This window comes from Pseudomonas fluvialis (assembly GCF_002234375.1).
In the GTDB taxonomy this organism is placed as follows: domain Bacteria; phylum Pseudomonadota; class Gammaproteobacteria; order Pseudomonadales; family Pseudomonadaceae; genus Aquipseudomonas; species Aquipseudomonas fluvialis.
The window spans coordinates 64,258-82,827 of sequence record NZ_NMQV01000012.1 but is presented as its reverse complement, the minus strand read 5'-3'; the positions used below and the strand labels follow the sequence as shown (position 1 = coordinate 82,827).

Annotated in this window: 21 protein-coding genes; 6 read left to right on the top strand and 15 right to left on the bottom strand. The window is 63.6% G+C overall.

Annotation, left to right across the window (positions count from 1 at the left end; all coding sequences use genetic code 11):
• The first annotated feature begins 1 nt into the window (after window position 1).
• From CFY91_RS07045 to CFY91_RS07035, 3 genes are read left to right on the top strand one after another with little or no spacing between them, the layout of a single operon-like run.
• Entirely contained in the window at window positions 2–484 is a 483-nt protein-coding gene (locus tag CFY91_RS07045; RefSeq protein WP_093985641.1) for a single-stranded DNA-binding protein, read from the top strand.
• Window positions 485–505: 21 nt separating this feature from the next.
• Window positions 506–1,390 carry a sugar nucleotide-binding protein gene (locus tag CFY91_RS07040; RefSeq protein ID WP_093985675.1) on the top strand — a complete coding sequence of 295 codons (885 nt, stop codon included), beginning with the start codon at window positions 506–508 and terminating at the stop codon, window positions 1,388–1,390.
• Window positions 1,383–2,312, top strand: coding sequence for an SDR family NAD(P)-dependent oxidoreductase (locus tag CFY91_RS07035; protein ID WP_093985640.1), 930 nt, complete (start codon window positions 1,383–1,385; stop codon window positions 2,310–2,312). Before CFY91_RS07040 ends, CFY91_RS07035 begins: the two co-directional genes overlap by 8 nt.
• A 189-nt stretch (window positions 2,313–2,501) precedes the next feature.
• On the opposite strand, the gene CFY91_RS07030 is transcribed toward CFY91_RS07035, so the two are convergent.
• From CFY91_RS07030 to CFY91_RS07010, 5 genes are all read right to left on the bottom strand, one after another.
• Window positions 2,502–3,188, bottom strand: coding sequence for an OmpW/AlkL family protein (locus tag CFY91_RS07030; RefSeq protein WP_093985639.1), 687 nt, complete (start codon window positions 3,186–3,188; stop codon window positions 2,502–2,504).
• A gap of 109 nt (window positions 3,189–3,297) precedes the next feature.
• Window positions 3,298–3,807 (bottom strand): DUF3299 domain-containing protein, encoded by a 510-nt coding sequence (locus CFY91_RS07025; protein WP_093985638.1) that lies wholly within the window; start codon window positions 3,805–3,807, stop codon window positions 3,298–3,300.
• Between the two features lie 10 nt (window positions 3,808–3,817).
• The gene (locus tag CFY91_RS07020; protein ID WP_093985637.1) at window positions 3,818–5,083 is read right to left on the bottom strand and encodes an ABC transporter permease; all 1,266 of its coding nucleotides are present in this window, start codon (window positions 5,081–5,083) and stop codon (window positions 3,818–3,820) included.
• Between the two features lie 2 nt (window positions 5,084–5,085).
• A complete protein-coding gene (locus CFY91_RS07015) occupies window positions 5,086–5,796 on the bottom strand; it encodes an ABC transporter ATP-binding protein (protein ID WP_093985636.1) in 711 nt (236 codons plus the stop codon).
• A gap of 47 nt (window positions 5,797–5,843) precedes the next feature.
• Entirely contained in the window at window positions 5,844–6,485 is a 642-nt protein-coding gene (locus tag CFY91_RS07010; protein ID WP_093985635.1) for a DUF2796 domain-containing protein, read from the bottom strand.
• A 124-nt stretch (window positions 6,486–6,609) separates the two neighbouring features.
• Between CFY91_RS07010 and CFY91_RS07005 the strand changes: the two genes are divergently transcribed.
• The gene (locus tag CFY91_RS07005; RefSeq protein WP_093985634.1) at window positions 6,610–6,951 is read left to right on the top strand and encodes a hypothetical protein; all 342 of its coding nucleotides are present in this window, start codon (window positions 6,610–6,612) and stop codon (window positions 6,949–6,951) included.
• A gap of 56 nt (window positions 6,952–7,007) precedes the next feature.
• Here the strand turns inward: CFY91_RS07005 and trxA are convergent, their stop codons facing one another.
• The 5 genes from trxA to CFY91_RS06980 form a co-directional block, all read right to left on the bottom strand.
• Window positions 7,008–7,880 carry a thioredoxin gene (gene trxA, locus CFY91_RS07000; protein WP_093985633.1) on the bottom strand — a complete coding sequence of 291 codons (873 nt, stop codon included), beginning with the start codon at window positions 7,878–7,880 and terminating at the stop codon, window positions 7,008–7,010.
• A gap of 31 nt (window positions 7,881–7,911) precedes the next feature.
• A complete protein-coding gene (locus tag CFY91_RS06995) occupies window positions 7,912–8,127 on the bottom strand; it encodes a DUF2788 domain-containing protein (protein WP_093985632.1) in 216 nt (71 codons plus the stop codon).
• Window positions 8,128–8,165: 38 nt separating this feature from the next.
• Window positions 8,166–8,642: an Lrp/AsnC family transcriptional regulator gene (locus tag CFY91_RS06990; protein WP_093985631.1), complete on the bottom strand. Its 477-nt coding sequence runs from the start codon at window positions 8,640–8,642 to the stop codon at window positions 8,166–8,168.
• 314 nt (window positions 8,643–8,956) lie between these two features.
• A complete protein-coding gene (locus tag CFY91_RS06985) occupies window positions 8,957–9,826 on the bottom strand; it encodes a cation diffusion facilitator family transporter (RefSeq protein ID WP_093985630.1) in 870 nt (289 codons plus the stop codon).
• Between the two features lie 5 nt (window positions 9,827–9,831).
• Window positions 9,832–10,242, bottom strand: a complete 411-nt coding sequence (locus tag CFY91_RS06980; RefSeq protein WP_093985629.1) for a polyribonucleotide nucleotidyltransferase — start codon at window positions 10,240–10,242, stop codon at window positions 9,832–9,834.
• Between the two features lie 109 nt (window positions 10,243–10,351).
• Here CFY91_RS06980 and hrpB point away from each other — a divergent pair, with 109 nt between their 5' ends.
• Entirely contained in the window at window positions 10,352–12,868 is a 2,517-nt protein-coding gene (gene hrpB / locus CFY91_RS06975) for an ATP-dependent helicase HrpB (protein WP_093985628.1), read from the top strand.
• Here hrpB and CFY91_RS06970 read toward each other — a convergent pair whose 3' ends face one another.
• The 4 genes from CFY91_RS06970 to CFY91_RS06955 all read right to left on the bottom strand — a co-directional run bounded on the left by CFY91_RS06970 (window position 12,869) and on the right by CFY91_RS06955 (window position 16,846).
• A complete protein-coding gene (locus tag CFY91_RS06970; protein ID WP_093985627.1) occupies window positions 12,869–13,606 on the bottom strand; it encodes a substrate-binding periplasmic protein in 738 nt (245 codons plus the stop codon).
• Between the two features lie 114 nt (window positions 13,607–13,720).
• Complete coding sequence (locus CFY91_RS06965; RefSeq protein WP_093985626.1) at window positions 13,721–14,251, bottom strand: response regulator; 531 nt, start codon at window positions 14,249–14,251, stop codon at window positions 13,721–13,723.
• A gap of 4 nt (window positions 14,252–14,255) precedes the next feature.
• Entirely contained in the window at window positions 14,256–15,593 is a 1,338-nt protein-coding gene (gene nosR / locus CFY91_RS06960; RefSeq protein ID WP_093985625.1) for a response regulator c-di-GMP phosphodiesterase, NosR family, read from the bottom strand.
• Window positions 15,590–16,846 (bottom strand): ATP-binding protein, encoded by a 1,257-nt coding sequence (locus tag CFY91_RS06955; protein WP_093985624.1) that lies wholly within the window; start codon window positions 16,844–16,846, stop codon window positions 15,590–15,592. Before CFY91_RS06955 ends, nosR begins: the two co-directional genes overlap by 4 nt.
• Window positions 16,847–17,003: 157 nt before the next feature.
• On the opposite strand from CFY91_RS06955, the gene CFY91_RS06950 reads away from it, so the two are divergent.
• Window positions 17,004–17,693 (top strand): DUF6901 family protein, encoded by a 690-nt coding sequence (locus CFY91_RS06950; RefSeq protein ID WP_093985674.1) that lies wholly within the window; start codon window positions 17,004–17,006, stop codon window positions 17,691–17,693.
• Here CFY91_RS06950 and CFY91_RS06945 read toward each other — a convergent pair.
• On the bottom strand, window positions 17,678–18,427 hold the full coding sequence (locus CFY91_RS06945; protein WP_093985623.1) for a substrate-binding periplasmic protein: 750 nt from the start codon (window positions 18,425–18,427) through the stop codon (window positions 17,678–17,680). The two genes, CFY91_RS06950 and CFY91_RS06945, sit on opposite strands and share 16 nt — an antisense overlap.
• Window positions 18,428–18,570: the final 143 nt, after the last annotated feature.

The following is an 18,570-nucleotide window of genomic DNA, read 5'->3' as shown; positions in this document are numbered from 1 at the left end:
TATGGCCCGTGGGGTTAACAAAGTCATTCTGCTCGGGAACGTCGGTGGCGATCCGGAAACCCGCTACCTGCCCAACGGCAACGCAGTAACCAACATTACCCTGGCGACCAGCGATAGCTGGACCGACAAGCAGAGCGGCCAGAAGCAGGAACGTACCGAATGGCACCGTGTGGTGTTCTTCGGCAAGCTGGCGGAAATCGCTGGCGAATATCTGCGCAAAGGTTCGCAAGTCTACGTCGAAGGGCGCCTGCAGACCCGCGAGTGGGAAAAGGATGGCGTCAAGCGCTATACCACCGAGATCGTGGTCGATATGAACGGGCAGATGCAGCTACTCGGCGGTCGCGGCGGCAATGCCGGTGATGAAGCGCCTCGTGCCCCGCGTCCGGCGCGCGAAGCTCAGCCGGCTGCCGCACGCCCGGCTCCGCAGCCAGCGGCGCAACCCGCCGCCGACTACGACAGCTTTGACGATGACATTCCGTTCTGAGTTGGCTCCTTGCACAATCGTCTGAAAATGCGCCTGGTATTGCTCGGCGGCGGTAACGCCCTGGGACAGGCGCTGATTCGTCTGGGTGCCGAAGAAGACATCGGCTTCCTTGCGCCGCGCCCTCCCGAGCAGGGTTGGGATAGTGCCAGTCTGACCCAGTTGATCGACGACACGCGTCCGGACGTGCTGGTCAACCTGGCCTACTACGACGACTGGTTCCAGGCGGAGCACCTCGCCGAGTCACGCTGTGTCGCGCAGGAACGAGCCATCGAGCGATTGACCGAGTTGTGCAAGCACCATGCGATCACGCTGCTGCAGCCTTCCAGCTATCGGGTGTTCGATGGCATGCGTGCCACGGCCTATAGCGAGAAGGATGAGGCGCGTCCGCTGGGCTTGCGTGGCCAATCGCTGTGGCGTATCGAGCAGTGTGTGCGTGCGACCTGTCCGCGCCACGTCCTGCTGCGCTTTGGCTGGTTACTGGATGACTCCCCCCAGGGGCGCCTGGGGCGTTTTCTCAAGCGAGCGGCCAGCGATGCAACCTTGTGGCTGGCGGATGACCGGCGCGGTAATCCGACCCCGGTGGATGACGCCGCCCGGGTGATCCTGGCGGTACTCAAGCAGCTGGACTGCCAGGCGCCACTCTGGGGCACCTATCACTATGGTGGCATCGAGGCGACCAGTTCGTTGGTGCTGGGGCAGACCTTGCTTGGCGAAGCGCGTCAGTTGCGTGCATTGAAGGCCGAGGACGTGCAGGCCCAGGCGCACGCGGCGCGTCCGGATGCCGGTGAAGAGCCTCAGCACGCGGTGCTGGCCTGCAAGAAAATTCTCAATACGTTCGGTATCAAGCCACGTGCCTGGCGCGCGGGCCTGCCGGCCCTGCTGGATCGTTACTTCCGACATGACTGATGCGCCTATCCTGATTACCGGCGGAGCCGGCTTTATCGGTTCACACCTGGCCGATCGCCTGCTGGCTGCGGGCTGTCATGTACGCGTGCTGGACAACCTGTCCACCGGTAAGCCGGATAACCTGCAACTGACGCATCCGCGCCTGCACCTGCTGGAGGGCGATGTAGCTGACGCGACCTGTGTGCGTCAGGCGCTGCAAGGCTGTCGAGCGGTGGCGCACCTGGCGGCGGTGGCTTCGGTGCAGGCCTCGGTGGAGGCGCCGGTAGCCACCCACCAAAGCAATTTCATCGGTACGCTGAATGTCTGTGAGGCCATGCGTGAGCAGGGCGTCCGTCGTGTGGTGTTCGCATCCAGTGCGGCGGTCTATGGGCAGAACGGCGAAGGCCAGGCGATCGCCGAGGATACGCCCAAAGCGCCGCTGACGCCTTATGCGGTCGACAAGCTGGCTAGCGAGCATTACCTGGACTTTTATGCCCGGCAGCATGCTCTGGAGCCGGCGATCTTTCGTTTCTTCAACATCTATGGCCCGCGCCAGGATCCGTCTTCGCCGTATTCCGGGGTGATCAGTATCTTTGCCGAGCGGGCGTTGTCCGGTCGTCCCATCACGGTGTACGGCGATGGTGAGCAGACGCGTGATTTCTTCTATGTCGGCGAGCTGGTCGAGCTGTTGGTGCAGGCTCTGCTGGCCGAGCAGGTGCCATCGGGGGCGGTGAATGTTGGACGCAACCAGGCGGTGAGCCTATTGCAGTTGTTGCGGGCGATCGAGCAGGTGTTGGGGCGCTTGCCAGCGATCACGCATGTTGCGCCAAGATCAGGAGATATTCGCCACTCGCGAGCCGATAATCGGCGCCTGCTTGCGCATTACAGCGTGCCGTTGGAGACACCGCTGGTAGACGGTCTGGCCTGTTTGCTCGGGCGTTAAGCAGGCATAAAAAAGCGGCGCCGAAGCGCCGCTTGGGGAATGCCCAAAGGACTGTGGTTCAGACCACCGGCACCAAGCGTGGCCGGCTTGCAGCTCCAGGGAGCTGACCATTGAGTGCGCTTTCCGGGGAACGCACGCAATGCATACATGGCCAGGGGCATTGCCGCCCTGGCCATGTTGGAGCGGGGCTTAGAACTTATAGCCCAGCGCTACCATGTAGACCCACGGATCCACGTCAACATCGACCTTCACTTCGCGGCCACCAAAGCTGGTAGTGCCCTGGGTATCGATGTCGATGTAGCGCACATGGGCGTTAAACAGCAGGTTGTCAGTCAGCATGTAGTCCATGCCGACCTGGCCAGCCAAGCCCCAGGAATCATCCAGATCGAAGCCGCTGAACTCCTTGTCTTTAGCCTCGCTGGTCAGTTCGGTATCGAAGAACCAGGTGTAGTTCAGACCCAAGCCGACATAGGGCTGGAAAGCCGAGCTCGAATCCAGCGGGTAGTACACGGCGCTCAGGGTCGGCGGCAGGTGCTTGATGTCCGCCAGTTTGCCATTCAGGCCGGCAAACTGTCCCGGCATGCCCTTGACGCCTACGCTGTGGCTGAACGGCGTGGCGGCCAGCAGTTCGATACCGACTTTGTCGGTGATCATGTAGGTGCCGGTCAGGCCCAGCTGGGTGTTGCTGTCCAGCGTGGCTTTGGTGCCCGGAACGTCGGTATTCAGTGCGCCAACCCAGATGTCGCTGCTGCTTTCGTGGGGATCAACGGTAACCGCACCGGCGCGAACAATGATGTCGCCAGCCTTGTACGCGTGAGCCAGGGGAGCAGTCAGGGCGATGGCCAGGATGCTGGTGGCGAGCAGTGTTTTTTTCATTGATAACTCCAGTGACTTCCGTAGTCAGGTGGTGGTTCTTACTGGAGCCTATGTTAGGTAGCTTGCTAAAGAGTTTTTTGACTTGGCTCAATGAAGTGGTGCTATGCACCTACAGTTCGTAGGGATAGATCTTCTCGGCGTGCATCTGGTAACCGGCTTGCGCCAGTTCGCTGTCGATGCTTTCCACGCTCAGCGCGCCCTCGATCCAGAAGGGCTGGTAGAGATCGTTCAGCATCACGCCCAGCTCGCTGCGCACGTGGACGATCTGATTGCTGGGCGGCGGTGGCACGTGGATACAGGCGCCGAAGAACGGGACCAGGAGAAACTCGCTGACGCGATTCTGCTCGTCGATATCCAGCGGCACGATGTAGCCCGGTAGTTTGATGTGTTGGCCATGCAGAGCCTTGACCACCGGGGCGTCGATGCCCTGTTGTGTGGCCGCTGGGGCTTGCTCGCCCAGCTCAGCCGCCAACTGTTCCAGGCCGTGCAGGGGCTGAATTTGCAGGGGTTGGGGAGGTGCGTCTGGCGGGATCAGCTCGCTCCAGTTGAGCAAACGGGGTTCGCTAGCCAAGGCCAGACAGGCCAGGCCGGAAAGTAGCAATGCGGGTAACAGGCGCATGGGGCTCTCGCTACAGGCGGATCGACAGGCCATCGGCCAGGGATTGGCGGTAAGCTCGCCAGGCCGGCACACAGCCCATCAGCAGGGCGGCCGCCAGGATAGCGCCGAGCAGCCGCCACTCGTAGCCACTTGGCGCGCTGAGTGGCAGGTACAGGCCGTAGTGGGCCTGCACATAGCTCTGGGCGCCGGCAATGCCCAGGTACAGCAGCAACAAGCCGAGCAGCACCCCGGCCAGGGCCAGGGCGAAGGCCTCGACCACCAGCAGCCCGGCGATATGCCAGGGGCGCGCACCCACCGAGCGCAGGATGGCCATTTCCCGGCGGCGTTCGTTGAGGCTGGTAAGGATGGCTGTGAGCATGCCGATCAGGCCGGTGAGCACGACGAATAGCGAGACTACGAACAGTGCCTTTTCCGCCGTGCCCATCAGACTCCACAGTTCCTGCAGGGCTACGCCGGGCAGGATCGCCAGCAGCGGCTCGCCACGGTATTCGTTGATCTCGCGCTGCAGGCTGAAGGTGGCGATCTTGCTGTTGAGGCCCAGGAGAAATGCAGTGATCTGTTTCGGTTGCAGGTCCATGGCCCGAGCTTGCTCGGCACTGACCTGCGCGGCGCCGCGGGCGGGCATGCCGTTTTGCCAGTCGATATGCAGGGCTTCCATGCCGGCCAGGGAGATATGCAGGGTGCGATCCACCGGGGTACCGGTGCGGGCCAGGATGCCGACCACGCTAAAGGGCTTGTCGTCATGCTTGAGCAGGCTGATAGGGGCCACGCCATGCGCCAGGACGATCTGCTCGCCCAGGCCATAACCCAGGGCCTGGGCCACTTCGGCGCCCAGCACCACCTCGAAGGGATCATCAGTGAAGGTGCGGCCCACGCGCAGCTGCAGAGGCTGACTACGGGCGTAGCGGTAGTGTTCGAAGTAGGCCGTGCTGGTGCCCATGACCCGGTAACCGCGGTGCGAATCGCCCAGGGAGATGGGGATGGCCCATTTCACCTGGCGGTGCTCGGCAAAGCGCTCGAAGCTGTCCCAGCGGATATTGTTGGTTGCATTGCCGATGCGAAATACCGAATACAGCAGCAGGTTGATGCTGCCCGAACGCGCGCCGACGATCAGGTCGGTGCCGCTGATGGTATTGGCAAAGCTGGCTCGGGCTTCGGTACGTACCCGTTCTACGGCGAGCAGCAGGCATACCGACAGGGCGATGGCGAATACGGTAAGCAGGGCGGTAAAGCGGCGGTTGCCCAGGCTGGCCAGGGCCAGGCGTAGTAAGTACATGGTCAGATCTCCGCCAGTTGAGTGGCGCGGTTCAGCTCGGCCAGCGACAGGCTACGGTCGAAGCGTGGTGCCAGGCTCTGGTCATGGCTGACGAACAGCAGGCTGGAGCCGGCTTCGCGGCATTCGGCGAACAGCAGCTGAAGAAAGGCTGCGCGGGCATCAGCGTCCAGGGCCGAGGTTGGTTCGTCGGCAATCACCAGCTCCGGTTGGCCGATCAGGGCGCGGGCGGCGGCCACCCGCTGCTGCTGGCCGATGGACAGCGCATCGGCGCGTCGTTCAAGCAGATCGGGCTGATCCAGGCCCAGGTGGGCGAGCAGGATGGCCGTGGCCTGGTCGACGCTGCCATGGCGTTGGCGGGCCCGCTGCGCACGCAGGCGCGAGAAATGGCAGGGCAGTTGTACGTTCTCGCGTACCGAGAGAAACGGCAGCAGGTTGAACTGCTGGAAGATATAGCCGGTATGGTCAACTCGGAAGCGGTCGCGGGCACCGGCGGAAAACTGGCTGAGGTTCTGGCCGAGCACCTGAATTTGACCGCGCTGCGGTTTTTGCACGCCGCCGAGCAAGCCCAACAGGGTGGTCTTGCCACTGCCGCTGGGGCCCTTGAGGAACAGGCTCTCCCCGCGCTGCAGGGTGAAGGCGGGAATGTCCAGCAACTCCGCCTGGCCGGGCCAGGCAAAACCGAGGTCGGACAGTTCTATCAGCGCTTGGCTCATACATTAAACGGCCGGGTTGCCCCGGCCGATCTGCTGGTCGAAAAAGATCAGAAACTAAGGGTGGTCTTGCCCTGGCCAAGCTCCAGGCCCTGCTGGCCGGCGGGGCCGATCAGTTGTACCTGAATTTTCTCCATGCCGGGGAAGGCTTTGAACAGTTCGCTCAGATCAAGTTGTTTCAAGGCGTCTGGCTGCTGGCAGTCGAACTGGTAGTGGGCGTGGATATCGCTGTGCTTGGCGTCGTGGTCATGGGCCGCTTCGGCATCGCCGTGCTGATGCTTATGGTCATGCTTCTGGTCGTGCGGGTTGTGCGCCTGCTCGGCAGCCAATAACGGGCTTTCCAGCGTGTGGCTGGCCAGGCTGCAGTCTCCACTGCTCAGGCCCAGCAGGGTCTGGGGTGCTTGCAGCTGGTGCTGCAGGGCGGACACCTTGGCCCTGTCGGCGGCGCTTTTCGCGGCATGCTCGAAGCCGAGCAGGTTCATGGCCGGACTCTTCAGTGCAATTTCCAGGGTTTGGCCGTCGAGCACCACATTGAGCTCGGCCGTGCCGTGCTCATGGGTGCCCAGGCTGCCATGCTCGGCATGCTCATGGTTATGCGCATGCGGGTGGTCGTGTTTATGCGCGTGCTGATGGGCCTGGGCGAGAGTCAGCGGTAGCAGGGCGAAGGGCAGGGCGAGAAGCAGAGGGCGCATGGCGGCTCCTGATGAATGCAATGATTGTTACGTTATAACAAGGTTTTGCTGTGGCTGGCCAGCCAGACTATGCCGCAACGTGCTTTGCATGGGAGCATGGGCAGCTACTGCAGGAGGTGAGGCAATGATCAGAGTGCGCGGACATATAGGGGCCTGGCCGGTGGACCTGACCCTGGAGCTGGATGAGCAGGATTGGGCGGCTCTGAGCGCGCAGTGTGCCGCCCAGCCGGTTGCCAGAACGCCAGCCCCGCCAGGACGCACCGGGGAAGGTAACGCCTGGCTGCAGCAGGCGCAGGAGCTTTTATGCGCGGCGGGCGAGTTGGATGCCCCGCAGTTGCTCGCCGAGTTGGTCGGCCTGACGGGCAGTGCACAGGCGGGCAAGCGTCTGCTGGTGCAGCTACGCCATTGCCCGCAGGTGCGCGTGGAAAGTCTTGGAGATACGGCGCGCTATTGCTGGCAGGGGTAGGGTTATTAGCCTCAAGTGACTGCGTGGCGCGTCGAATGACTGGCTTGCCGCTGCTCTTAGTAGATCGCCTGGTACAGCTTGCGCCGGTAGGCGGTAACCAGTGGGTGGTCGTTACCGAGCAGGTCGAAGACCTGTAGCAGGGTCTTGTGCGCCGCGCCCTCGGCGTAGCCGCGGTTGCGTACGAACAGCTGCAGCAGCCCCTGCAAGGCCGGCTCGTACTGTTGCCGGGCCAGCTGTTGAATAGCCAGTTGGTAGCAGGCCTCGTCATCCTGGTTGTGTTGGGCCAGACGCGCCTTGAGCGTGGCCGGCTCGGGCAGGCTGGCTGCCTGGCGCAGAAAGGTCAACTGGGCGCGGGCGGCGGCCAGGGCTTGCTTGTGTTCGTCACCCTTTACGGCGTTTAGTACGGCCTCGGCTTCGCCCAGTTCACCGCGCTCGGCCAGGCAGCGCGCGTAGAGAATCAGTGCTGCAGCCTGCTCATTGTCCTCGGTCAGCAACTGCTTGAGCTGTGCCTCGGCCTCGCCGATATGCCCGGCTTCGAACAGCTCACGGGCTGCCTCCATGGGGTCGGCCGCCAGAGGGGCTGGCTCGGCGACGTGGGGCTTGAGCATCTCGCGGACGGCTGACTCCGCTTGCGCCCCGGCAAAGCCATCCACCGGCTGGCCATTCTTGAACAGCACCACGGTGGGCAGGCTGCGAATGCCGAAGCGCATGACGATATCCTGCTCGATATCGCAGTTGACCTTGGCCAGCAGCAGTTCCCCGCGGTATTCCTCGGTGATCTTGGCGAGCATCGGCATCAGGGCCTTGCAGGGCGCGCACCATTCGGCCCAGAAGTCCACCAGCACCGGTTTGTGGAAGGAGTTTTCGATGACCAGCTGTTCAAAACTGGCGGTACCGGAAATATCGAAAATATAGGGTGACTCGCTCATGGCGTAAGGGCTTCCAGAAAGAACGCGGGAATTATTCGATACCCTGGGCAAGGCCGATCAGATAGCCAATGATCGGCTTGGCGGCAAAGGCGAACAAGCACAGGCCCAGGCCGAGGAACAGGATAGCGGTACCCAGGCGCCCGGCTTTGGACTTCTTGGCCAGGTCCCAGATGATGAAGGCCATGAAAGCCATCAGGCCGCCTACCAGTACATACATCATCAGGGCTTCGAACTGTTCGGGTTCCATGCCGGCCTCGTCGGGTGGGTTGCGTCAGGTCGCGGATTCTAACGCAAATGGCTCAGTGGCAGCTGTGTGCTGGACACCACCTGGTTGAGTACAAAACTGGAGCGCACGCTGGTTACGCCCTCGACACGCGTCAGGCGGCCGAGCAGGAATTGCTGATAGTGCTCCATGTCCGGCACCACGACTTTGAGCTGGTAGTCGGCATCCATGCCGGTGACCAGGCTGCACTCGAGCACCTCCGGCCACTGGCGAATGGCCTGCTCGAAGTTCTCGAAGCGTTCCGGGGTGTGGCGATCCATGCCGATCTGCACATAGGCCGTGAGGGTCAGCCCCAGCTTCTTGCGATCCAGCAGCGCTACCTGGCGCAGGATGAGGCCGTCATCCTCGAGCTGCTTGACGCGGCGCGAGCAAGGCGAAGGCGACAGGCCAATGCGTTCGGCCAGTTCCTGATTGGATACGCGGGCGTCGCGTTGTAGTTCGGCGAGGATCTTCAGGTCGTAACGGTCCAGAGTGCTCACGATGCTTTCCTTTTGTTTTTATTGCGCATTCTTGTGTTTTTATTTTTATTTGTTGCTATGGAGTGGCTTTATTGCGCAATTTTAGCAAACACCTGTCGCGCTTGTGGGCTTATTATTTCTCCCAGATTCATGGCCCGGACAGTTGTCCAACCGCTTCGCCCAACCAGGTGTCGCGGCGCCGGCGCTTCCACCGGAGCGACCAGGCCCCCGGGTCCGCACTGCCCAATCAGGCAGGCGATGAACACGTAGCTACCCGCCGCGCATCGGGACAACAAAAAAGGGCAACCCTCGGGTTGCCCTTTTTTGTGCGGCGCTTATACCGGGTCGGCGTGGACCAGCACTTCCGCGCGGGGGTAAGCCTGAGTAATGGCCTGCTCTACGGCGACACACAGGGCATGAGCCTGCTCCAGAGGGAGCTGGCCAGGCAACTCCAAGTGTAGCTGCACGTACCAGTGACTGCCGGATACGCGGGTGCGCAGGTCGTGGGCACCTTGCACACCGGGAACGGCAATCGCCAGGGCATGCATATGCTGGCTCACCTCGGGTGGCAGTTCTTCGTCCATCAGTACCGCCACCGAATCGCGGGCAATACCCAGTGCGCTCCACAGGATATAGCCGGCAATGGCCAGGCCGAACAGCGCATCCAGTTCTTCCCAGCCATAGGCGGCCAGAGCCAGGGCCAGCAGGATGCTGCTATTGAGCAGCAGGTCGGAACGATAATGCAGCGAATCGGCGCGGATAGCCGGTGAACCAGTCTGGCGAATGACATGTTGTTGCAGCAGCAGGAGCGCGGCGGTGAGCAGCAGTGACAGCAGCATCACGGCAATGCCCAGCAGCGGTGCGCCGAGTGGCTGTGGGTCTTGCAGGCGCTGGATGGCCTGGGCGCCCACCAGTAGCGCGCTGACCGCGATAAAGGCCGCCTGAGCCAGCCCGGCCAGTGATTCGGCCTTGCCGTGGCCATAGCGATGGTCGTCGTCGGCCGGCCGAATGGCATAGTGCACTGCCAGCAGGTTGAGCAGCGACGCTGCACTGTCCAGCAGTGAGTCGGTAAGGCCGGCGAGCAGGCTTACCGAGCCGCTCAGCCACCAGGCGATAGCCTTGGCCAGTACCAGCGTCAGGGCTACGCCCAGCGCTGTACGGCTAGCCAGGCGGAGCAGTCGGGCATGTTCCTGGGAGATGGCCATGAGGCTCAGCCGCGTGGTGCCAGGCCAAAACGAGCCAGCTGCGGCAACTCACCCTGATGGACTTGTAGCGCAGGGTGATCGAGGGCCAGAGACAGCTGCAGTTCCTCGGCGAGAATCGCCTGCAGGCGTGCCAGATCGACCTGGCCATCGGCCTGAAGGGCCGGCTGCAAGCGTTCGGGAGCCAGGCTGTAGCGACTGCCAGGCATGTAAATAGCCCCGGTGGAGAAATCCACGGCAAAGGCAATCAGTCCCGGAATGACGAAGAACAGCACACCGATGGCATTCATCGCGGCAATGGCCGGGTCGATCTGCCCGGAAATCTGCCCACGCCGCTCCGGATAGAAGAGGGTGCCGCAGGCGCTTAATTGTGCGCTCAGGGTAATGATCAGCAGAGCTGCCAGGGGACGCAGGGACATGGTGACCTCCACAACATGACAAGGTGGCGAACTATACCGGGCTGGACTAACGACCGCACTGAAGGCGTCAGGTTCATCGCTATAATCGCTGCCCTGATGGGGAGAAATGATGACACCGCTGCCGATTGACGCTGTATTGCCCGACCTGCGCCGCGCCTTGGCTGCAGGCCATGAAGCGGTGCTGGAGGCGCCACCCGGTGCCGGCAAGACCACCCGCGTACCGCTGGCGCTGCTCGACGAGCCGTGGCTGGCCGGGCAGCGCATCGTCATGCTGGAGCCGCGTCGTCTGGCCGCGCGCGCGGCTGCCGAGCGCCTGGCCAGCGAGCTGGGCGAACCGGTCGGCGAGACGGTGGGCTATCGCATTCGCCTGGACAGCAAGGTCGGTCCGCGTACGCGCATCGAGGTGGTCACCGAGGGCATTCTTGCCCGCCGCCTGCAGGACGACCCGGCGCTGGAGGGCGTCGGGCTGGTGATCTTCGATGAATTCCACGAGCGCAGCCTGGATGCCGATCTGGCGCTGGCGCTTACCCTCAATGGCCGCGAGCTGCTGCGCGACACGCCGCTCAAGGTGCTGCTGATGTCGGCCACGCTGGAAGGCGAGCGGCTGTCCGCGCTGCTCGGCGAGGCGCCGGTGGTGTCCAGCGAAGGGCGCATGTACCCGGTGGACATCCGCTGGGGCGCGCCCTGGCAGCCCGGCGAATGGATCGAGCCGCGCGTGGTGCAGACGGTGCTGCAGGCGCTGAGCGACGAGTCCGGCAGCCTGCTGGTCTTTCTTCCCGGCCAGGCAGAAATCCGCCGGGTGGCCGAGCAGCTGCAGGGCCAGCTGGCCGGGCGCGCGGACGTGCTGCTCTGTCCGCTGCATGGCGAGCTGGACCTCTCCGCGCAGCGCGCGGCCATCGAACCGGCGCCGGCCGGGCAGCGCAAGGTGGTGCTGGCCACCAATATCGCTGAGACCAGCCTGACCATCGACGGCGTGCGCGTGGTGGTGGATGCCGGCCTGGCGCGGGTGCCGCGTTTCGACCCGGCCAGCGGCATGACCCGTCTGGACACCCAGCGTATCGCCCGCGCCTCGGCCACTCAGCGCGCCGGCCGGGCCGGACGTCTGCAGCCGGGGGTGTGCTACCGCCTGTGGTCGCAGAGCCAGCACGAGCAGTTGGCCGCCTACGGTGAGGCGGAAATCCTGCAGGCCGATCTGGCCGGGCTGGCCCTGCAGCTGGCGCGCTGGGGTGTCGAACCCTCAGAGCTGGCCTGGCTGGATGTGCCGCCGCCGGCTGCCTTCGCCCAGGCCCGTGATCTGCTGGCGCGCCTCGGTGCGCTGGATGAACGCGGCGTACTCACGGCCCATGGCCAGGCCATGGCCGAGCTGCCGGCGCATCCGCGTATCGCCCATCTGCTGCTGCGCGGCCAGGCGCTGGGGCTCGGGGCGCTGGCGGCTGACCTGGCGGCGCTGCTCTCCGAGCGCGACATCCTGCGCGGCGCGGGTGCCGATCTGCACAGTCGCCTGAGCCTGCTGGCAGGTGAGTCGCGGGCGTCGGGGGGCTCCCGCGGTGGCGTGCAGCGCGCGCGGCAGCTGGCCCGGCAGTTCCGTGCTTATCTTCGCGGCAAGGCCGCTGAGGCGGTGGCTGACCCGGAACACCCGCGCTGGCTTGGCTGCTTGCTGGCCTTCGCCTACCCGGACCGCATCGCCCGTCAGCGTCGCGCCGGCGGGGCCGAATACCGCCTGGCCAATGGCCGCGCGGCGCTGTTTGCCGAGGCCGATGCGCTGATGAAGCACGAGTGGCTGGTGATCGCCGACCTGGGCAGTCGTCAGGGCCAGCGCGAGGAGCGCATCTACCTGGCGGCCGATCTGCAGACTGCGCTGTTCGACGGGCCGCTGGTCGAGCAGGTCCGTGAACTGGATGTGCTCGACTGGGACGAACGCGAGGGCGTGCTGCGTGCCGAGCGCCAGCGCAAGGTTGGCGAGCTGGTGCTCGACAGCCGGGCCTTGCTGCAACTGGACGAGGCTGCGCGCGGTGGTGCGTTGCTCGCCCTGGTGCGACGCAAGGGCCTGGAGTTGCTGGCCTGGACGCCGGAGTTGCGCCAGTGGCAGGCACGTATCGCGTTGTTGCGCCGGCTTGATCTGCAACAGAAGGGCGAGAGCGAGTGGCCAGACCTGTCCGATGCGGCGCTGCGCGATTCGCTGGAAGACTGGCTGCTGCCCTACCTGGGCAAGGTCAGCCGGCTCAGCCACTTTGCCAGCCTCGACCTGTCGGCCATGCTCGCGGCCCTGCTGCCCTGGCCGCTGCCGCAGCGCCTGGATGAGCTGGCGCCGAAGAGCCTGAGCGTGCCGTCCGGCTCGCGCATTGCCATCGATTACAGCGAACAGCCGCCAGTGCTGGCGGTGCGCCTGCAGGAGTTGTTTGGTCTGGCCGAAACGCCGCGTATTGCCGGTGGCCGGCAGAGCGTGCTGCTGCACCTGCTGTCGCCGGCGCGCCGGCCGGTACAGGTGACTCAGGATCTGGCCAGCTTCTGGGCCAATACCTATGCCGAGGTGAAGAAGGACCTCAAGGGCCGCTACCCCAAGCACTACTGGCCGGACGACCCGCTGATCGCCGAGCCCACGGCGCGGGCCAAGCCGCGCCGCTGATCAGATGTCCAGGTCGACACCGGCCTCGCGCAGGGCCTGGTAAGCGCGGTCGAGATCGTCGCGGAGTTGCTCGGCCTGCGGGTTATGGCGCGAGTAGATCAGCTTGACCGGCAGTTTCAGCAGGGGGATGGCGGGCGGTGGTGCATCACCGCTTTCGCGCAGTTCGCGATCAATCGGGCTGTCGTAGTCGATCAGGTAGTCGCCGCGGCGCCGTTCCAGCATGGCCAGCGCGGCCTGATGAGTGCGCGTGTGGGTTAGTTGCAGGCGCAGTCGCGGGTCACGCAGCCAGTCGGAAACCGGCGGGCGGTAGGTATAGCCGTTGAGCAGGATCAGGCGTTTGCCGCGCAGGTCGCCCGGCAGGTTGGGGCGTGGTTCGCCTTCACGGTAGTACAGATTGAGCGTGACCTGGCCCAGGGTGACGCCGGCCTCCAGTACCTTGTCCTGCAGTTGTGGTACGCCCGGAGCCCCTGGCCACAGCTGTACACTGCCATCCGCCAGCCCGGCATACACGCGGGCGCTGGGTAGGGCACGGATATCCCCGGCATAACCGGCTTCCTCGAGTAGGCGACGGGTCAGGCGCAGCACGCTGCCGTCTGGCTGGCCCTGGCGATTGGTGAAGCTGAACGGCGGAAACTCAAAGTAGCGCACCACCACGCTGGGGCGCGGTTCGGCAACGCTTTGTGCCCAACAGGGCAGGGCGAGAAGCAAGGCAAGCAGGCAGGCCAGCGTGACGGGCATAGCAGTCCATGTCGGTTGTGATCGGCGCGGGGGCGTTCTGTCCCTAGTCGAGCAGTGTAGTGCCTCAGCGTTGCCGCGACAGTGGCAAAATTGTTGCCGCATGCACCGGGCGGGTTATCCGGGATGTTCCTCCAGCAGAATGCTGCCATCTTCTGCGCGGGTCAGGCTGAATAGTTGCGGGTGGCGCCGCTGCATCTCTTGTAACGCCTGCTGTTGGCGTTGCAACTGATCCTGTTGTTGTTGCACCTGCAGCAGCAGGCGTTGCTGTTCCATTTGCAGTTGTTGCAGTTGCAGGCAGCTGCGTAGGGTTTCCAGGAGTTCGTAGTCATCCCATGGCTTGCTGATGAAGCGTTGTACCTGCGCCTGGTTGATGGCCTGCACCAGGCTTTCGCGGTCGCCGTTGCCGCTGAACAGCAGGCGCATGGCGCCTGGCTGGCGCTGGCGGGCGAACTGCAGGTAGGTGATGCCGTCCAGTTGCGGCATGCGCAGGTCGCAGAGAATCAGGTTGTAGCTTGCTCCGGTCAGCGCTTGCAGGGCGTCCTGCGGGTCGCTGAAGGTGTCCACCTGCCAGTCCTCCTGGCGCAGCAGACGTTGTATGGCCTTGAGGATGGCCGGTTCGTCGTCGATGACTTGCAGGCGAATCATGCGCTTACTCCGTCAGGGCTGTCAGGTGTTCTGGGACGCGTACAAACAGGGTGTAGCGCGCCCCTTCGATGGCTTCAAAAGCAATCAGCTTTTCGATCAGTAATGGCGACAGTGCCTTGCCTTCGTTGAGTAGCAACATGCCGTTATCGGCGTGCAGGTTGCGCGCCAGCACCATGCCGGGTTGCAGGCGGCGGGTATCGAGGGCACGCACATCGCTGTCGGTCAGGGTGATATCCGGCAGTTGCTGAGCGCATACCTGGCAGAAGTCGTCGATCAGGTCGGGGTCGTAGAGGCGTCCGGCATACTTTTGCAGGAACAGCAACGCCTCGTCGTGGTTCATCTGGCGCTCCAGCACCAGTCCGCACTGCAGTTCGACGAAGTCCACGGCCAGTTTGAGGATGCGCGCGCCGAGGGGAATGGCGTCACCCTTGAGATGGTCGGGGAAGCCGCTGCCATCCCAGCGTTCCTGATGATGACGGATCAGGCGGGCGGCATCCTGTAGAGGTTCCAGCGACATCAACAGCGATTCGCTTTGTGCAGGGTAGGCGCGGTAGGTGTCGCGTTGCTTGCTGTGTAGCAGGTCGGCTGGTGCGCTGATCAGTGCATCCGGCCAGCTGAGTTTGCCAATGTTGTACAGCGCAGCCGCCATATGCAGATCGTGGCTGTCGCCCTCGCCCAGCTTGGCATGGCTGGCGAAGGCGCGGACCAGGGCGATGACCTGCTGGTTGGTTTGCTTGTTGCGGGGCAGGCGTTGATTGACCAGCAGGGAAAATACTTCGGTGCTGGTTACATAGCTGCGGCGCAGCTCGGCATAGGCCAGGTCGAGCATGTCGGCTGTCTGTTGCAGCTCGGCGGTGCGCGCCTGTACGCGCTGCTCCAGGCTGGTGTTGAGCTGGCGTAGTTGCTCGTTCTGCTCGCGGGTCAGCAGCAGCAGGCGTTGGCGCTCGCGTTCGGCATGCTGGTGGGCGAGTGCCTGGCGCAGTGCCAGCAGCAGCTCGTCGTCGTCCCAGGGTTTGCTCAGGTAGCGGTAGATGCGCCCTTCGTTGATCGCGGCGGTGATGGTGCCAATGTCTGCGTAGCCGGTTAGCAGCAGGTTCATGCACTGCGGGTCGCGCTTGTGGATTTCCGCCAGTAGCGCGGCGCCATCCATGCCCGGCATGCGGGCATCGGAGAGTACCAGGTCGACCTTGTGCGTGCTGAACAGCTCCAGGGCTTGAGCACCGCTGCTGGCCAGCAGCAACTCGTAGGGCTGGCTGCGCAGCAGGCGGCGCAGGCTATTGAGGATACTCGCCTCATCATCTACCAGCAGGATGCAGGGCTTGTCTTGGTCCGCTGTGCTCATGCCGTACTCCTTGGCGTACTGGCGGTCTGCCGTAGCGGCAGGCTGAGGCGGAAGCAGCTGCCCTGGCCGGGTGCGCTACGCAGGCTGATCTGGCCGTTGTGCTTTTCCATGATGTTGTAGGAGAGCGCCAGGCCCAGTCCGGTGCCTTTGCCGACCGGCTTGGTGGTGAAGAAGGGGTCGAAGATCTGCCGCTGCAGGTGAGCGGGGATACCGCAGCCGTTGTCTTCGATTTCAATGAAGGCCTGGTCGCGCTCGACGCCTGTGCGGATCACGATGCGGCCAAACTCCTCGATGGCATGCGCGGCGTTGACCAGCAGGTTCATCACGACCTGGTTGATCTGTGCGGCAATACATTCCACCGGGGGCAGTTCGCCGTATTCGCGGATCACTTCGGCCTTGTACTTGATCTCGTTATTGACCACCTTGAGCGTGCTTTCGATACCTTCGTGCAGGTCGGCCAGGCTGAAGGTGTCGTCGCCGCTGCGCGAAAAGTCGCGCAGCGCGGCAATGATTTTCTTGACCCGTTCGACACCGTCGGCGGACTCCGCCAGCAAGCCGTTGATGTCTTCGCGGATGAAGTCATAGTCGAAGCGCTCCTTGAGTTGCTGCAGTTCGCTGCCACCCCATTCGTTCATATGATCGACCAGCTCCAGTAGCTGGCGCACATAGCCCACCAGCGTTTTCAGGTTGGAGGCGACGAAACCTACCGGGTTGTTGATCTCATGGGCGACGCCGGCGGCCAACTGGCCAATGGCGGCCATCTTTTCCGACTGCAGCAATTGCCGGTTGGCCATTTTCAGCTGCTCGCTGAGCGTGCTCAATTCGTCATGCTTGTGCTTGAGGGCACGTAGCGCCTCGTCGAGCATGGGGTTGTTCTTGGCGGCGCGGCTGTTATCGAAGATGGCCAGGCCGAATAGTCGCTGGTCGCCCAGTTCAAAGCGGTAGAGTAGCGAGGCTTGCAGCATGGGCACCTCACCCTGGTGATCAAGCAGGATCAGATAGGGCTGGTCGTGCCACACGGTCTGCAGGGCGGTGCCGGTATTCCAGACCTTTTCCAGCATGGTGCGCCACACGGGGGTATCGATTTCCGGGAAGGCCTCGTTGAGGCGCAGACCGACCAGCTGGCTGGCCGGCCGGCCGCTGTGCTCGACGATGAAACGGTTGCAATAGAGGATGCGGGTATCTTGATCAAGAATGAAAAAGCCCGCCGCGATCTGCTCCACGGCAGCCAGGGTGTAGGCGTGGTCGAACATGACGGGCACCTCCCTTGGCCTTGCGGCGTGCGGCGATATGCGTGCAGCCGGATTGGCAATTCAAGTCTATGTTTAGCATAGTCGCAAAAAGCGGTAGTGATGGCATTTTGGCGTCAGCCGATCGTCGTATTTGCCGGTGGTCGCCGTCGAGGTAGGCATGCATAACGCTCCCCAAGTCAGTTACTTGTTGCAGTTTGACAGTGGTCAGCCGGCTAGTTGCCTGATCGAACTCGCCATGGTTGCTCCGCCCGAGGATGCTCCGCCGCCGGACTGGGCGCGCCTGGAGTACCAGCAATGCCGCAACTGTCCGCTGCGGCCGGCAGAGCAGCCCTGGTGTCCTTTTGCCCGCGCTTTGGCGCGGGTGCTGGCGCCGCTCGAACAGCGCAACTCCTATGATGAGCTGACGGTGACCATTCGCTGGCGCAGTCGGGTTATCCAGCAGCGCACCACCCTGCAGCGTGTATTGGGCTCGCTGATTGGCCTGCTGGGCGCTACCTCGGGCTGTCCACATACCCGCCCCTTCCTGCCGTTGGCTTATTTTCACCAGCCCTTCAGTGAAGCGGATGAAACGCTGTTTCGTGTGGTCGGTGCCTATCTAATCGGACAGATGCTGCGTGCCCGGCAGGGGTTGTCGGCAGACTTCGCCTTGCATGAGTTGCCGGGGCTCTATGCGCAATTACGCCAGGTCAATCTGGGCATGGCTAATCGTCTGCGTGCGCTTGCGGACAGTGATCACGGGGTTAACGGGGTCATCGTGCTGGACGTGTTGGCTGCCGAGACGCAGGATCTTTTTGAGGAGCTGGAGCGCAATCTGTTGCCCTATTACGCCGCCTATCTGGAGGAATGATCCGCCGGTAGCTGCAAGTCTGCACCGGCCTCCTGCAGCTGTTGGTAGGTCTGATCAAGCTGTTCCAGCAGGCGCTCGGCCTGAGGTGCGCGCCGTGAAACGACCAGGGTCAGGGGTAGACGCTGTAGTTCGATGGAGCGTAAGCCGAGTACACCGGCCTGCTGGCTGTGCTGCTCCAGGGGCTCCTGATAGTCGAGGATGAAGTCGCCGCGTTGACGCTGCAGCATGGCCAGCGCCGCGGCATGGCTGCTGGTGCGATGCAGTTGGAGTTGCAGGCTGGGGTCTGTCAGCCACTGGCTGTACGGCGCCCAGTAGCTATAGCCACTGATCAGAATCAGTCCGCGGCCTGCCAGGCCATGCGGCAAGGCGGGCGGAGCGGTATCCGCGCGGAAGTACAGGTGCAGGCCGATATGCCCGAGGCGGTGGCGACTTTCCAGGGTGTAGCCTTGCAGTTCGGGCTTGCCGGGTGCGCCAGGCCAGACGTGCACGCTGCCGTTCTGCAGCCCGGCATACAGGCGTGCGACCGGCAGCATGCGCAGCTCCGCACGATAGCCGGCCTGTTCCAGCAGGCGTTGGGTGAGGGCCAGCAGGCTACCCTGGGCACGACCCTGGCGGTCTTCATAGCTGTAGGGCGGGAAGTCGTAAAAGCCGACGCGAATCACCGGGCGCATGTCCTGCGCGGGGCTGGCCAGGGTAGGCCAGGTCAGGCCGCTCAGCAGAAGTAGTAGCGCCATGCAGGCAAACCGGTGCACGGTGAGCGGTATCCTTGGGTTATTGTTGTTCTGTCCCATAGACAAGCAGCTACCGGCGTCTCTGACAAGTCATGGTGGCGCGGCAGTTTGATATGCGCGATCCGGGACGGGGCTGAGGTCTGGCG